The sequence below is a fragment of the Sphingobium sp. 15-1 genome (assembly GCF_013375535.1).
Classification (GTDB): Bacteria; Pseudomonadota; Alphaproteobacteria; order Sphingomonadales; family Sphingomonadaceae; genus Sphingobium; species Sphingobium aromaticivastans.
The window spans coordinates 553,053-567,244 of sequence record NZ_JABXJG010000002.1 but is presented as its reverse complement, the minus strand read 5'-3'; the positions used below and the strand labels follow the sequence as shown (position 1 = coordinate 567,244).

Here is a 14,192-nt window from a genome sequence, read left to right as displayed (position 1 = left end):
AAGACTGATCGGGAGGACTTGATGGCCCAATATGATGTTGTGGTGGTGGGATCGGGCGCTGCGGGCATGACTGCGGCGATCAGGGCCGCGTCCGCCGGGCTGTCGGTCCTCGTGCTTGAAAAGGCCGAACATTTCGGCGGCACGACATCGGTTTCGGGCGGCGGCATCTGGATTCCCGACAGCCCGCAGGCCAAGGCCGCCGGTGTCGAGGACAGCCGCGCCGTGGCGCGCCAATATGTGCTGGACGTGATCGGACCGACGGCCAATCCCGCGCTGATCGACGCCTATCTCGACGCCGGTCCGGAAATGGTGGAATGGCTGGACAAGAACAGCGAGGTTCATTTCCTTCTCTCGCCGCCCAGCAGTGACTGGTACCCTGAAGTCGGCGGCGCCGCCGATCATGGCCGACTGCTTTCGCCGCAGGAATATGACGGCAAGAAACTGGGCGATCACTTCGCCGAGCTTCGTCCGGCACGCGAGGAGTTCAACGCGCCGGGCGGCTTCATGATCGATCTGTTCGACCTTCCTTATCTGGCCGAAATGCCGTCGCCCAGGTCGCTGTTCCATTTCGGCAAGCTGGCCGCGAAATTCGGCCTGGACAAGGTGCGCCGCTATCCGCGCGGTACGCGGCTGACCATGGGCAATGCGCTGGCGGCGCGGCTGATCCGGTCGGCCATCGATGCTGGCGTCACGCTCCGCAAGGACGCCGCTGTCGATCGGCTGCTGGTGAAGGCCGGCCGCGTGACCGGCGTGCGCGTCGGCGGCGAGGACATCGAAGCAAGGGTTGGCGTCCTGCTGGCGTCCGGCGGTTTTTCGGCCAGTGAGCAGTTGCGCAAGGCCTATATCCCCTATGCCGAGGAGCATATCTCGATCCTGCCTTATGAAAATACCGGTGACGGGATGAATATGGGGCTGGATGCCGGGGCGTCGCTGGACGGCGACAATCTGGTCAATGCCGTCTGGGCCGTGGTTTCCAAGATGACGCGGCCGGACGGCTATGTCGCGCGCTACGCGCATCTGATCGACATGTCGAAGCCCGGCTGCATCGCGGTCGATGCCAAGGGCGAGCGTTTCGGGAATGAGGCGTCCGTCCACTTTGTCGAGGCCATGCACAAGAGCGGCACCGTGCCCGCCCACATCATCGGGGATGCCGCGTTCATCAAGAAATATGGCATGGGCATGGTGTATCCCGGCGGCGGCGGTCTCAAGAAACTGATCGCGGCGGGCTATGTCACAGCGGCGCCCAGCCTGCGCGAACTGGCGGACAAGATCGGTGTGGACGCCGACGGGCTGGTGGCGACGGTCGCGAAAATGAACCGCTATGCCGAGACCGGCAAGGATCTGGATTTCGGCAAGGGCGACACGCAGATCGATATCGAGATCGGCGATCCCAGGCATCAGCCCAACCCGTGTCTTGGTCGGGTGGAAAAGGCACCCTTCTATGCCATCCAAATCTATCCGGGCGACGGGTCCACGACGGTGGGCCTCAAGATCGACGCGCAATGCCGCGTGATCGGAACAGATGGCGCGCCGGTAGCAGGACTGTTTGCGGCCGGGCTTGATGCCAATTCCATCTGGCGCGGCAAATCGCCGGCGCATGGCTGCAATGTCGGCCCGGCCATGGTGACAGGGTTCATCGCCGGCAAAGCCATGGCCGAGTCACTGGTGCCGGCCTGATTCTTTGGGGGGGACGGCAGGAGCCGGGTCAAGGTTATCCTTGGCCCCGGCTCCTGCCGTAGCAACTACTGAGATCAACCTTAAAGCATCGTGCGGAAAAGTGGAAACCGGTTTTCCGCATAAACGATGCGACAACAGAAACTTAGAGCGCGCGACCTGCGCCGAATTTAACGCAGCGCGCTCTAGCTGTACGCCGGTTCGGCAACCATGCCGGCCCGCGCCCGAGCCGTCGCCACCAGCTTGAAAAGACCCGCATTATAGTCGGTCAGCTGGTCCATGGTCAGATCCCGATAGGGCGTCATCGGGCAGAGCGAGTCCACCACATCCCAGAACGGCTCGATTTTTTCGAGAACTTCGTCCACCGGCCCGCAGGTCACGAAGGCTTCGACCATCGCATCGGACACATTGCCGATGACCTTGGCGATGTCGCCATGCTCACCCAGGCTCAACTGGCAGGCGCGCGCCTGATCGCCAAAGCCGATCGCCTCGAAGAAGGGCTCATATTCCTTGTATCCGGAATAGGCCGCGACGGTGGCGCGGCTGTCGTCGATCGCCTTCTGCTTGTCATCATTGACCGCGATCCAAGGCCAGGCGTTGATTTCGATATCTTCGCGCCTGCGGCCATATTGGGCCAGCTTCTCGTTGATGAAAGGCAGTCGGCTCCTGGTATAGGCCGCGGACCAGAGGGCATGGACCATCAGACCGTCGCCGATTTCCAGCGCAAGCGCAGTCATCTTGTCCTGTAGCGCCGCGATCCAGATCGGAATCTCTTCCCGCACCGGGGGCGCGGTCAGCATCATTTCCTCAAAATCGGCGGAGAAATATTCCCCCTCGATCGGATCGAGCCCCTTATGCGCGTTGGCGATGACATAGCGGATCACCTTGACGCTTTCGCGCAGGTGGGACAGCAGCTTGCGTTCGGGTTCGCCATACATGCCCGTGACGCAGCTCTTGATGCTGGAGCCCAGCCCCAGCACGAAGCGGCCATTGGAAATGCGATCGACGTCCATCGCCGCGTAGGCGGTTTCCACCGGACTGCGCGTCCCGGCAATAGCGACGCCGGTGCCGACCTTCAGGCTGCTCGTCAGCGCGGCGGTCGCAGCCATCGGAACGAAGGGCGGGCCGTAAATTTGCAGCGAAAAGCAGCCCTCGAAGCCCGCCTGTTCCATCTGCTGGCCGATACCCGCCATGGCGGGGGCAGGCAGGGTGGGCATGACGGCCCACCAGCGGCGTTCACCGCCGACGGCATTGACGAGCTTGGACATGGCGACTCCGGAAAAGGAAAAAAGGAGCGGACGCTGCCGTCCGCCCATGGGGAGAGATCAGATCAGAACTGGAACAGTTCCTTGCGCAGGCCGATGATGTCGCTGCAATCGGCGCTGACATTGTCGCGATAGGCGAAGTCGCCCTTCGCCTGCCGGTCGGCAAGTTCCATCATCGCCATGCGATAGCGCTGCCCGGCCTGGTCGAACTTGCTGTGCAGGTCCTTGCGGTCGGTATGGCGCATATAGCGCGGGCTTTGCGGCGAGGTCATGTAGCTGTCCTGCCGCGACACCTTGTAACCCGCCTTGGGCATGACATGGCGGAACATCAGGCCCGCGTTGGAGGTGTTCATGACCATTTCCATCCGCGTGCGGTCCCGCGTTTCGGGCGTGCAGGGGTGGAACAGCGGCACATCGTCACCGGGGCTGAACCGGCCATAGGCGATGGCGCAGTGAGAGCGCAGATAGATGCGGATCACCTGCCGCACATTCTGGGTCGGCTGCTTGATGCCGCTGAAGAATTTCATCACCGGGGCGACCGACTTGTTGACGCAGGTGCGGACCATGGTGACGGTCTCGCTGTCGTAGAAGGTTTCCACGGTTTCGCTGTCCGACCGTTCGTCGCCGACGACGTCGGCATGCAGGAAGTCGGCATGGGTAAGGTCGATCAGATTTTCCAGGCTGATCGGCGCGGCGCTCTCAAAGCGGACGGTCGCGGTCATGTGCCGCGGCAGGCCACCCTTGGGAGGGAGGAAGGGCAGGCTGGGGAGATGGGCCGGGTCTGCCGCCAGCGGGTTGCCGAACCACACCCAGACCACGCCATAATGTTCCATCACCGGATACCGGCCGCGTGCGTCGGTAAATTCGCTCTTGTCGCGTGCGATCCGCTCATTGGGATGGAATTCGCTGGCGACGGCGACGCCATTGTCGCGCCACAGGAAGATGGGGTGCGAATAGATGGCGCGGCGGACGGGCTTCCCCGTCACGGAATAATCATGCGCCACCGGAAACCAGCTGTCGCGCATCACGAGATTATGCGGCACCCAGCGGTTGATGGCGTTCAGGGCGATCGGGTTGCCACCTGATGGCGCGGCGGAATTGTCGTCGTGCGAAACGGGACGATCGGCGGTTTCGAGCATCTTCAAATCCTCCTTCAGGCCGCTACGGTCTGATCATGGGTCGCGGGGGCGCTTTCCAGCATTGCCTTGCGCAGATCCTCGCCATGCAGCGAGACGGTGGGCTTGGTGGCACGCAGTTTCGATCCGTCGACCGATGCGAGCACCGACAGCGGGTTGATCCCGCGCAGCACCGCGCCGCGCACGCCCGGATGGCGAACGCCCAGTTCGGCCCGCCAGCGGACGGCTGTCACCCCCCGCGCCGAGGGGACGGGCGAAAGAACGGCGTGGAGCAGATCGTTGAATTGGTCGTCGCGCAGCGTCAACTGCGTCTCGCCAGTCAGCGGATGGGTGCGCGTCAGCAGGGTAAGCGGAAATTCGGCCACGAAATGCGACGGCCAATGCAGCGGGTGCCACTGGCAATTGCGCTCCATCACCAGCATCCCGCCTTCCTCATGCAGTTCCGACATCAGATAGGGGCTGAAGCGGACACCGCGGATCGCGATGACGAGGCTCGGATCGTCATAAAGCGCATTCAGATATTCCTGATGGCTGCAACTGACGTTGACCGTGCCGATATAGCTGTATTTGGGATCGGCGCTGAGCGGCGCTTCCGCCTTGGGATTGAGGCAGACCCGCACGAAGCCCGCCTGCTCGCTGACGCCAAAGGCATTGGCCTTGTAGATCGGCGGGAATTTCTGCTGGTCCTTCATGTTCGGGATTTCCTTCAGGCGTCCCGACTCGCCGTCATAGCTCCAGCCATGGTAGCCGCACTGGATCCAGCCATTGTCGCGGATGCAGCCCAGCGATAGCGGGGCGCGACGATGGGGACAGCGATCCTCCAGCGCGCGGGCGATACCGTGATTGTCGCGCCACAGCACGACCGGCTGATCACCGATATCGACGGACAGCGGCTTTTCGGAGGTCACTTCCTCGGACCGTGCGACAGCCCACCAAAGATCAGAATCGAGACTCATAGCGCTATCCACTCTCCTTTCGATTAAATTGACGGATGACAATTTATATGTCAACGTCTTTTCACTATGAATCTGCAGATGCTCGATCGTCCCCAGCGCACCCGCGGCCGTCCCGCCCTCAATGCCGCCCAGGCCGTGGATGAGGACAAGCTGTTGGGCCTGGCTTTCTCAACCTTCGCGGAGCGCGGTTATGAGGGAACGACGCTGCGCGATCTGTCGAAGCGGCTTGGGGTCAGCCACAATCTCCTGAATGTCCGGTTCGGCCGGAAGGAGGATCTGTGGATACGCGCGGTCGACTGGCGCATGGCGCAGGCCTCGCCCTTCGTCGAAGCCGCTTTTGACGAGCCGGCCGATCCGGAAGTGCGGCTGCGCCATCTGATCCAGCGTTTCTGCCTGTGGGCGACGAGCAATGGCGACATCGTGTCGCTGACCAATGTGGAAGGCTGCCGTTCGACCTGGCGGCTTGACCATATCGTCGAACATTTTGTGCTGCCGTTCCAGCGGCGGCTCGATGGTCTGCTCGACGCGGTGCGGTTGCAGCGGCCGGTTCACGGCCTGTCGACGGCGGCGTTGATGGCGCTGCTGGTGCAGGGGGTCGGCTATTATTTCTGTGCCGTGCCGATGCAGCAGCGGCTGGGGGCCGGGCAGGAAGTGGATGATATGCATGCGGCCGAGCATGCCGATCGCCTGGCCGCCTTCCTGCTCGCCGCCCTCCTTCCTCCGGTCGCCTGACCGACGCGGAAGAAGGGCAGTGGCACATCTGTTTACTTATAGGGATCGACAGGCTGGGGGACTTCCACCACGCCGATGTCCTTCAGCATGGTCAGCACGTCGGAAATGCTGAAGATGCTGATGATCTTGTCGTCCTTGAACTTGACGATCGAGAACCAGTTGACCTGAAACTCGTTGCCGGTCGGCTGCACGCCCATATAGGGGCCGCCGACATGCTTGCAATAATGGGTCGCGTAGATCCAGATTTCATCGTCGCCTTTGCCGACCGCGTCGATGGTCTTGTAGGCGGCGGGGAAGAAGGTCTTGTAGAGCGCGACCGGCGAGGTCTTCCACTGCTCATAGGTGCCCAGATCCGGCCGGTTGGGGTTGCCGTAGCGAAATTCGGGATGGAAAAATCGATCCATGCCGTCAAAGTCGCCGGCATTCAGGGTTTCCTGCAGGTCGGTCCAATGCTTGACCATCTGCTTCTGCTTGTCGGTCAGTACGGTCGAATCCGACACGTCGAGCTGTTCACGAATATCTTCTTTCCAGGCCATGATAGTCCTCTCTCATTCATTCAGGGGTGGTGCGTTATGCTCAGTCTTCAGGCGCGATGGTGATCGTAAGGCCCGAAAGCGCTTCCGACATCATGACCTGACAGGACAGGCGCGAATAGTCGTTGCGATGCGGCGATCCATCCAGCAGATCGCTTTCATCGTCCGATACCGGGGGCAGGGACTGAGCGAAGGCCGGGTCGACATAGACATGGCACGTCGCGCAGGAGCAACAGCCGCCACATAGCGCCAGCAACTCATCGAAACCGGAATCACGGATGGCTTCCATCACTGACGTATCGGCGGATGCCTTGATCGTCTGCTGGGCGCCGTCACGGGTAATGACATTCAATTCGGGCATGGCATTCCTCTGCTGGAATCGGAATCGATGCCCCCTCCTAATCAGGGCGCACTGATTTCCCTCCTGTCGAAAGGCAGGTTGTGAGATTGGCTATTTCACCTCGACCTGGACCGGGAAACGATCGAAATAGAAAGCGAAGGGGCGGCGCAATTCCTCGCCGGTCACATGAAAATCGCGTTCCAGATCATAGACGATCTTGCCCTTTGTCTGCTCGCCATGCTCGGCCAGATAGCTGTGCAGATCGGCCAGCGCCTGATCGGTCAGGGGGATGTCGGCAATACGATAGATTTCCTTCAGGATCGGGTCGGGATTTCTGATCCAGTCGTGGAAATAGACATCGATCGTCCGGTCGGGGGGCAGGATGTCGCGATCCCGCACGCAGGCGCGGAGCAGCTTCTCATAACGGTCGGGCCAGTAGCCAAGCGGTTCCTGAATATCGACCGTCTTGCGGAACATGCGCGCCGCATAGCTATACATGGTGAGCTGCGACCGGATCGATCCGACCGGATCGCGATGGGTCAGGACGAAGGTGGCGTCGGGAAAGGTCTTATAGAGGGCGGGTAACTGCTCCATATGCTGCGGGCATTTGATGACCCAGCGGTTCGAGCCATTCAGATATGTCAGGACCTGAAGGCCCTTCTTCAGATAGGCATAGGTGCCCGACTGGTCGTGGCTGAGATAATAATCGCGCCAGCGCGGCACATGCGCGAGCCACTCGATCAGATAGGAGGAGAAGTCGACCGCCTGAAGCTCGATATCCTCGCTGATATGATCGGGCGAAAATTCGTGCATGATCGCCATATGGGGCAGGATGGATTCCATCATCCGCCAGCCCTGTTCCGCCTTGGTCCAGCGGGGATTGCTATCCTCAGGTGTCGGGGTTTCGTCAGGGGCGGGAACCGGCGCGATCGCTTCCCACCAGGGCAGGGAGCGGAACCGGCGGTCGGCCGACAGCAGACCGAGGAGATGCGTCGTGCCCGATCGGGGAAGGCCCGCGACGATGATCGGCCGGACGATCTGGATGTCCAATATCTCCGGGTGGCGCTTCACTATGTCCTCGATCCGCAGGCGGGTCGCGGCAAAGCGGATCATCATCTGGAACAGATTGGCGCGCGTGACCGCCGAGGCGTTGGCATCCTCGTCCACGGCCTGGCACCATACGGCCAGCCGTTCGCGAAAATCGTCCGCGCCGAAATCCGACAGCCCGGTCTGCGCCTGCGCCGCAGTCAAAATGACCTCCGGCTGGAGGACGATCTGATCCGCCGCCGCTTCGGCCCCGGCCATCACCTGCATCTGGACATCGGTCAGCACGGGGTGATGCAGGTCGGTAATGTCAATGATGTTACGGCGCGCGGCCTCTTCCTGCGCGGGACTGCCCATGTCGCTCTCCTTTTATCGATGCGCCATCTAAAAGCACGGACCCTTTCTTCCGCAAGGTGCGCAGCCATCGCCACTGCGCCAAATGCTCCGCAAAAGCGCCATGCTGCGCAGGATGGCATCGCGGCACGCGAAACTGTTCGGAGAGTTTAGATGAACGCTGTTTCCCAGGTCTATGATCTGCCCGTCACACCGGCCATGGAGTGTACGGTTCGGGGCCGGATCGCGCTGCCCGGCGTGGTGATGGAATTGCACCATTATCGCTTCCGTGGCCTGCAGGGCGGGATATTTTCGTCGCCCCGCAGCTTTCTGGATCTCGCGCTGTCTCCTCGCCCCGGTCGTCCCTGTGGCGGCTATGGCGGGATCGGAGAGGGCAGAGCCAGCGCCCTGGGTGACGTGCTGTTCGTCCCGGCCCGAAGCGAACTTCATACCGAGTGGGGCGAGGGCGAGCAGACATCGATATGCTGCGGCTTCGACGGGATGGGATTCGATCATGACGAGCCGGATCTGTCGAACGACGCCTTGCAGGCATCGCTCGACGTTCGCAGCCCCGCCGTGCGTGAGGCGCTCCGGCGCATTGCGGGTGAGATTGCGCAGCCCGGCTTTTGCAGCGAGATGCTGACACAGGCGATATGGCTTCAGGCCGCGATCGAGTTACAGCGCTATCTGCGCGTTTCGGGCGGCGATACCGGAATACGGGGGAGTGGCATGTCCCGGGCCCAGCTTCAACGCATCGGCGATCGCATCGAGCAGCCGGGTAAGCCCCCATCCGTCGCCGAGTTGGCGGCGGAATGCGGCCTTTCCACCCGTCATTTCTTCCGCCAGTTCAAGGTTGCTACGGGGCAGACGCTCACCCGCTATGTCGCCGACCGCAAGATCGACAGGGCAAAGCAATTGTTGCGCCAGGCCGGCCCGGCGATCAAGGTCATCGCCTGGGATTGCGGCTTCGACAGCGCGGCCGCCTTTTCAGCCGCCTTCCGCAAGGCGACCGGCCTGACGCCCCGGCAGTTTCGTGAAGGCATGATGCATTGAAGGCAGGGCCGTTTCGCGATGGCATTGGCGCGATCGCGAAACTGGCCCCCCTTGTCCATCGGCGCGGTCGCCAGCAATGTTGCGCCAAAGCGCCGCCTATGTTCGAGCGGCCAACGGGAGAATTGGACGTGCCGGAAAACCTGTTCGATCTGAGCGGCAAGGTGGCGCTGATCACGGGCGCCAATTCGGGGCTGGGGTTCGGCTTTGCCCGCGGCCTCGCCCGCGCGGGCAGTGACGTCATCCTCTGGGGGCGGCGCGCCGACAGGAATGAGGAGGCGGCAGCGGCGTTGCGCGCGCATGGGGTGCGGGTGTTCGCTGACGTGGTCGATGTCGCCAGCGAACCCGCGATCGTTGCCGGCTTCGCCCGCGCGCTCGATGCCATGGGCCGGGTCGACACGGTGGTCGCCAATGCCGGTATCGCCAGCCGGGTGCCGTTCACGGACATGGACGTCGCCACCTATCGCAAGCTGATCGACGTCAATCTCGATGGCGCGGTCTTCACCCTGCGGGAGGGCGCGCGGCATATGAAGGCGCGCGCCGAGGCGGGCGATCCGGGGGGCTCGCTGATCATCTGCGGCAGCGGTTCGATCTTCCAGGGCGTGCCGACCATGGCCCATTATGGCATTGCCAAGGGCGCGCTCAATGCCCTCGCCAAGGCGCTGGCGGCCGAACTCGGTCCGATCGGCGTGCGCTGCAATGTCATCGCACCGGGTTTCATCGAAACCGAGATGACATTTGCAGACCCGGAGGTTGGCAAGATGATTGCGGACGTGGTCGCCGCGAAGGCGCCGCTCGGGCGAGCGGGCAAGCCGGCCGATCTGGAAGGCGCGGTCGTCTATCTGGCGAGCGACATGGCGGCCTATCACACTGGCGACACGCTGGTCGTGGACGGGGGGAAGATGTCCGCCAACTGACCGACGGACTGTCGATAATAGCAGGAGATATGCATGTTCGCCCGGCCCAACAGCCAGCATTGCCAGGTCGCCTATGTCACCAACGATCTCGACGCGGCGATGGCCGCGCTCAAGGACGCTTATGGCACGCCCGGCTTCTTCGAGTTGTCGAACATCCAGCCCGGCGAAGACCCGACCGGCAAGCCGGTGCTGAAGATCGCGCTGGCGGTGGTCGGCGGCGTGGAGGTCGAACTGATCGAACCGGTGGGCGACACGGCCCCCTTGTTCAGCGATTTTCTGCCCGAGGGCGATGACCTGGCCATTCGCTTTCATCATGTCGCGACCCGGATCGACGGACCGCTTGCCCACTGGGAGGCGCATGTCGCCTCGCTCGACCTGGCGCGGCACCCGGTTGTGTTCGAGGGCGCATTAGGCGACGTGCTGCGATATATCTATACCGACGAGCGCGCGACGCTGGGCCATTATGTCGAGCATGTCTGGATGGCGCCCGACCTTCTGGCGCAGATGCGCGCCGTCGTCCCCACCTATCCGCCAGTAAAGGACTGATTGCATGACCATCGCCCTGTCCCGCCTCAATTTCCGCGACATTGGCGGCCTGCCGACCGCGGGCGGAGGGCAGGTCCGGTCCGGCATCCTGTTCCGGTCCGAAGGCCCGGCCAGTTTTTTCGAGGATCATCATGCGGAACTGTCGGACCTGGGCTTTCGCTCGGTGGCGGATCTCCGATCGACGATCGAGAGGGATGCGGCGCCTCATGACTGGTGCGGCCCGGATTGCCGGATGCTCGACCTCGACATGAATACGGACCTGCGCGCGCAGGGGGAAGATATGTGGATGTCGCTCGGTCACGAGCCGACCGCCGCGCGCGCCGCCGAGGTGATGGCGCATAATTACGGCCTGATGCCGCAGGCCTTTCTGCCCCATCTGCCGCTGATGGTCGACGCGCTGCTGGCTCATGACACGCCGATGCTGGTCCATTGCACTGCAGGCAAGGATCGCACCGGTGTCGTCGTCGCCCTGTTCCTAGACCTGCTCGCAGTGTCGCGTCCCGTGATTGTCGAGGATTATCGCAAGTCCGATATATTCGGCCAGAATCTGCGCGTGTCGGGTCATCTCAAGCGCGATCTGCAAAAGACCTTCGGCTTCGTTCCGCCCGACGACATGGTGGCGGTGTTGATCGGTGTGCAGGATGATTTCCTCACGCGGGCGCTCGATATGGTCGTGACGCGCTGGGGCGGGATCGAAGGCTATTTCGAGGCGGCAGGTGTCGACGCGGGGCGGCGAGCGGCGCTGAGACAATTGCTTGCCACAGACTAGGCGGGAAATCTGCGCGGGCGTGTCCGCCACCCTGGCCGGGCTTCTGCTGCCGGGGCGTCGGCCGTCAACCGGAAGAAGATGGTGGAGAATGAGATGAGCGACAACGGCATTTTCGAATGGGAAGACTTGCTCGACCAGCTTCGCCCCCTGGGCCAGTTGATGCGCGACCGTATCCCGGAAAGGCTGCGCGGCGATCCACAGCTTATGCAGGAATCGATGCGCCTGCTGCTGTCGGGCGTGCTGCGGACGACCAACGACGCGATCATGCATGATCGCAGTCACCCGATTTTCGTGCCCGAACTCAATATCTGCCAGAATATCTTTCAGCCTAATGCGGATACGATCTACAAGGCGGCGCTGATCGAAAAGGGCGGGACCTATCGCATCCGGGGCGATCGCGGCACGACGCGGATGATGATCCTGGCTCAGCTTGGCCCGGACACGCTGCGCACCGGCCAGCATCATCCCGCACAGGACGCCAATGATTTCAATGATCTGCATATCGGTGCCGATGGGGCCTTCGATGTCATCCTCTCGCCGACGCGTCCCGCCGGCTATGATGGCGACTGGTGGGAACTAAAACCCGCGACCGAGAAGCTGATGGTCCGGATCGTCGCCTGCGACTGGGGTGTCGAGCGCGAGCCGCGCTTCGGCATCGTGCGTCTGGATGCCGATCACGCCGCCAAGGGACGCCCGACGCTGGCGCAACTGGCGCATCGTTTTGCCGAGATTCCCGCCACGGCGACGGTCTGTGCGCTGGCCTTTCCCGACAAGGTGCAGAAACTGCGCGACGAGGGGCTGATCAACACGCTGAAGGTCGTCGACTTCTCGCAGATGACGGGCCTTGCCCGGCAGTCCTATTATGAGGGCGCCTATGATCTGGCCGATGACGAGGCGCTGATAACTGAGGTGCAGATCCCCAGGGAAGTCGACTATTGGTCGCTGATCCTGACCAACGAACTCTATGAGACGACCGACTGGTATCATAATCAGTCCAGCCTCAATGCGGCGCAGGCCGTGGTCGATGGCGACGGCTATTTTCGCGCGGTCATTTCCGCGCACGATCCGGGCGTTCACAACTGGCTTGACACATCGGGCTATGCCAGCGGCGCTGTGCAGGGGCGCTGGTTCAACACCGACGAGCGGCCCACGCCGACGATGAAGAAGGTCAAGCTCGCCGACGTGCGCAGCCATCTGCCCGCCGACACTGTACTGGTGACACCGGACGCGCGCGCCGAAGCGCTTCGCGAACGCACGCTCCGCGCGCACACGCGCATCATCTGGTGAGGGGGGAACCAATGAGCGACGAACTGGCCAGACTTCTCGACTATGAGGCGATCCGCAATGTGAAGGCGCGCTATTGCCGCTTTCTCGACACCAAGGACTGGGATGGCTTCCTCTCTCTGTTCACGCCCGATGCGGTGTTGGATGTGGAGGAGGACACCGGCAATCCCCCGATGAGCGGGCACGCCGCCATATTGGAGCAGGTGCGTTCCGCGGTCATCGACGCATGCTCGGCGCATCAGATCCACTCGTCGGAAATCGACCTGCGCGGCGATGAGGCGGACATGATCACGGCGATGCAGGACCGGGTGGTCTGGGCGCCGGGCAAATGTCCGATCCCCGGCGGTCAGTCGATCACCGGTTTCGGCCATTATACCGAACGCTATGTGCGTCAGGACGGACAGTGGAAAATCGCTGCGCTCAAGCTCACGCGCCTCTATGTCGAGGTGCATCCCGAACCTGCCGTTTGACAGGTTGCCAATGCTCCTCCCAACGGCAATGCAGTGGCATATATTTGAGAGGACATGGGAATGACGGAAGCGGTGGAACCCGGCGCGCAGGCACTTTTCGACAAGTTCGGCACCTATATCCTCCCCGGGCGGGTCAATGATCCGCGCCGCGGCATCGACGAAGCGAAAGAGGCGGAGCGCATCGGCCTTGGCTGCGTGTGGATATCCGAACGCTATGCGCTGAAGGAACCGGCGGTGCTGGCGGGCGCGGTGGCCGAGGCCACGTCGAAGATCCGCATCACCGGCACCCTATATGCGACGATGCGCCATCCGCTCGTCACCGCCAGCGTCGCCGACATGATGCAGGCGATGAGCGGCGAGCGGTTCCGCCTGATGTTCGCGCGGGCGGTTCCGGCCTATATGAAGATGCTGGGTTCGCCGCCGATCACCATGGAGCGGCTGGCCGATCTGATCTCGATCTGCCGGCGCCTCTGGGCGGGTGAGAAGATCGATTATGAGGGTGTGCTGGGCAAATTCCCCGCCATCAATCTGACCGATCGCCATTGCGGCACGCCCCCGCCGATCATCTTCACTGCGATCGGGCCCAAAAGCCTGGAATTCGCTGGCGAACATTGCGACGGCGTGCTGCTGCATCCCTTCGTGTCGGCGCAGGGGGTGAAGAACAGCGCCAAGATCGTCCGCGACGCGGCGGAGAAGGCCGGCCGCGATCCCATGTCCGTGCGCATCTATCACAATATCATCGTCGCCCCGGACCTGCCCAAGGACGAGGAAGAGGCCGTCGTCGGCGGCCGCGCCATCACCTATTTCGAACTGCCCGGCTTTGGCGACCTGATCGTCGACATCAACGGCTGGGACAAGAAGGTGCTGGAGGATATCCGCGCCCATCCCAAGATTGCAGGCCTCAACGGCAAGCCGGCGGATCAGGCCTATACGCGGCAGGAGCTGGTCGACGTCAGTCGGCTCATTCCGCAGCAATGGCTGGACGAGGGCGCTGCGGTGGGGACCGCGGCCCAATGCGCCGATCAGCTCATGGGGTTCCTGGATGCTGGCGCCGATGAAATTCTGCTCCACGGCTCGTCGCCCAAGGATATGGGGCCGCTCACCACCGAACTGAAGCGCGCGCTGGCGGCGAAGGGGCTGTAA

The 14,192-nt window shown here is 62.6% G+C and carries 15 protein-coding genes; 9 read left to right on the top strand and 6 right to left on the bottom strand.

Going from position 1 to position 14,192, the window contains the following annotated elements; genetic code table 11:
* Positions 1-21: 21 nt before the first annotated feature.
* Entirely contained in the window at positions 22-1,677 is a 1,656-nt protein-coding gene (locus HUK72_RS18770; RefSeq protein ID WP_066562975.1) for an FAD-dependent oxidoreductase, read from the top strand.
* Between the two features lie 182 nt (positions 1,678-1,859).
* Here HUK72_RS18770 and HUK72_RS18765 read toward each other — a convergent pair whose 3' ends face one another.
* The 3 genes from HUK72_RS18765 to HUK72_RS18755 all read right to left on the bottom strand — a co-directional run bounded on the left by HUK72_RS18765 (position 1,860) and on the right by HUK72_RS18755 (position 5,031).
* On the bottom strand, positions 1,860-2,942 hold the full coding sequence (locus HUK72_RS18765) for an LLM class flavin-dependent oxidoreductase (RefSeq protein ID WP_066563903.1): 1,083 nt from the start codon (positions 2,940-2,942) through the stop codon (positions 1,860-1,862).
* Between the two features lie 62 nt (positions 2,943-3,004).
* Positions 3,005-4,078, bottom strand: a complete 1,074-nt coding sequence (locus tag HUK72_RS18760; protein WP_066563901.1) for an aromatic ring-hydroxylating dioxygenase subunit alpha — start codon at positions 4,076-4,078, stop codon at positions 3,005-3,007.
* A gap of 14 nt (positions 4,079-4,092) precedes the next feature.
* On the bottom strand, positions 4,093-5,031 hold the full coding sequence (locus HUK72_RS18755; protein ID WP_066562974.1) for a Rieske (2Fe-2S) protein: 939 nt from the start codon (positions 5,029-5,031) through the stop codon (positions 4,093-4,095).
* 66 nt (positions 5,032-5,097) lie between these two features.
* Here HUK72_RS18755 and HUK72_RS18750 point away from each other — a divergent pair, with 66 nt between their 5' ends.
* Positions 5,098-5,763: a TetR/AcrR family transcriptional regulator gene (locus tag HUK72_RS18750; RefSeq protein ID WP_066562973.1), complete on the top strand. Its 666-nt coding sequence runs from the start codon at positions 5,098-5,100 to the stop codon at positions 5,761-5,763.
* A gap of 32 nt (positions 5,764-5,795) precedes the next feature.
* Here HUK72_RS18750 and HUK72_RS18745 read toward each other — a convergent pair whose 3' ends face one another.
* The 3 genes from HUK72_RS18745 to HUK72_RS18735 form a co-directional block, all read right to left on the bottom strand.
* Entirely contained in the window at positions 5,796-6,299 is a 504-nt protein-coding gene (locus tag HUK72_RS18745) for an ester cyclase (protein ID WP_066562972.1), read from the bottom strand.
* A gap of 40 nt (positions 6,300-6,339) precedes the next feature.
* Positions 6,340-6,657, bottom strand: a complete 318-nt coding sequence (locus HUK72_RS18740) for a 2Fe-2S iron-sulfur cluster-binding protein (RefSeq protein ID WP_066562971.1) — start codon at positions 6,655-6,657, stop codon at positions 6,340-6,342.
* Positions 6,658-6,747: 90 nt separating this feature from the next.
* Positions 6,748-8,037, bottom strand: a complete 1,290-nt coding sequence (locus HUK72_RS18735; RefSeq protein ID WP_176598277.1) for a sulfotransferase — start codon at positions 8,035-8,037, stop codon at positions 6,748-6,750.
* Between the two features lie 150 nt (positions 8,038-8,187).
* On the opposite strand from HUK72_RS18735, the gene HUK72_RS18730 reads away from it, so the two are divergent.
* From HUK72_RS18730 to HUK72_RS18700, 7 genes are all read left to right on the top strand, one after another.
* Positions 8,188-9,066 (top strand): AraC family transcriptional regulator, encoded by an 879-nt coding sequence (locus HUK72_RS18730; protein WP_066562968.1) that lies wholly within the window; start codon positions 8,188-8,190, stop codon positions 9,064-9,066.
* A 122-nt stretch (positions 9,067-9,188) separates the two neighbouring features.
* Positions 9,189-9,980, top strand: coding sequence for an SDR family NAD(P)-dependent oxidoreductase (locus HUK72_RS18725; RefSeq protein ID WP_066563899.1), 792 nt, complete (start codon positions 9,189-9,191; stop codon positions 9,978-9,980).
* 33 nt (positions 9,981-10,013) lie between these two features.
* Positions 10,014-10,526 (top strand): VOC family protein, encoded by a 513-nt coding sequence (locus HUK72_RS18720; protein WP_102999864.1) that lies wholly within the window; start codon positions 10,014-10,016, stop codon positions 10,524-10,526.
* 4 nt (positions 10,527-10,530) lie between these two features.
* Entirely contained in the window at positions 10,531-11,295 is a 765-nt protein-coding gene (locus HUK72_RS18715; protein WP_066562965.1) for a tyrosine-protein phosphatase, read from the top strand.
* A gap of 93 nt (positions 11,296-11,388) precedes the next feature.
* The gene (locus HUK72_RS18710; RefSeq protein WP_237230090.1) at positions 11,389-12,582 is read left to right on the top strand and encodes a DUF1214 domain-containing protein; all 1,194 of its coding nucleotides are present in this window, start codon (positions 11,389-11,391) and stop codon (positions 12,580-12,582) included.
* 11 nt (positions 12,583-12,593) lie between these two features.
* Positions 12,594-13,049 carry a nuclear transport factor 2 family protein gene (locus HUK72_RS18705; protein WP_066562961.1) on the top strand — a complete coding sequence of 152 codons (456 nt, stop codon included), beginning with the start codon at positions 12,594-12,596 and terminating at the stop codon, positions 13,047-13,049.
* A gap of 60 nt (positions 13,050-13,109) precedes the next feature.
* The gene (locus HUK72_RS18700) at positions 13,110-14,192 is read left to right on the top strand and encodes a TIGR03857 family LLM class F420-dependent oxidoreductase (protein WP_066562959.1); all 1,083 of its coding nucleotides are present in this window, start codon (positions 13,110-13,112) and stop codon (positions 14,190-14,192) included.

Bases quoted from the DNA above. Each gene is read 5' to 3' on its own strand.
- HUK72_RS18770 (WP_066562975.1), top strand. From the start codon at position 22: ATGGCCCAATATGATGTTGTGGTGGTGGGATCGGGCGCTGCGGGCATG.
- HUK72_RS18765 (WP_066563903.1), bottom strand. From the start codon at position 2,942: ATGTCCAAGCTCGTCAATGCCGTCGGCGGTGAACGCCGCTGGTGGGCC.
- HUK72_RS18760 (WP_066563901.1), bottom strand. From the start codon at position 4,078: ATGCTCGAAACCGCCGATCGTCCCGTTTCGCACGACGACAATTCCGCC.
- HUK72_RS18755 (WP_066562974.1), bottom strand. From the start codon at position 5,031: ATGAGTCTCGATTCTGATCTTTGGTGGGCTGTCGCACGGTCCGAGGAA.
- HUK72_RS18750 (WP_066562973.1), top strand. From the start codon at position 5,098: ATGAATCTGCAGATGCTCGATCGTCCCCAGCGCACCCGCGGCCGTCCC.
- HUK72_RS18745 (WP_066562972.1), bottom strand. From the start codon at position 6,299: ATGGCCTGGAAAGAAGATATTCGTGAACAGCTCGACGTGTCGGATTCG.
- HUK72_RS18740 (WP_066562971.1), bottom strand. From the start codon at position 6,657: ATGCCCGAATTGAATGTCATTACCCGTGACGGCGCCCAGCAGACGATC.
- HUK72_RS18735 (WP_176598277.1), bottom strand. From the start codon at position 8,037: ATGGGCAGTCCCGCGCAGGAAGAGGCCGCGCGCCGTAACATCATTGAC.
- HUK72_RS18730 (WP_066562968.1), top strand. From the start codon at position 8,188: ATGAACGCTGTTTCCCAGGTCTATGATCTGCCCGTCACACCGGCCATG.
- HUK72_RS18720 (WP_102999864.1), top strand. From the start codon at position 10,014: ATGTTCGCCCGGCCCAACAGCCAGCATTGCCAGGTCGCCTATGTCACC.
- HUK72_RS18715 (WP_066562965.1), top strand. From the start codon at position 10,531: ATGACCATCGCCCTGTCCCGCCTCAATTTCCGCGACATTGGCGGCCTG.
- HUK72_RS18710 (WP_237230090.1), top strand. From the start codon at position 11,389: ATGAGCGACAACGGCATTTTCGAATGGGAAGACTTGCTCGACCAGCTT.
- HUK72_RS18705 (WP_066562961.1), top strand. From the start codon at position 12,594: ATGAGCGACGAACTGGCCAGACTTCTCGACTATGAGGCGATCCGCAAT.
- HUK72_RS18700 (WP_066562959.1), top strand. From the start codon at position 13,110: ATGACGGAAGCGGTGGAACCCGGCGCGCAGGCACTTTTCGACAAGTTC.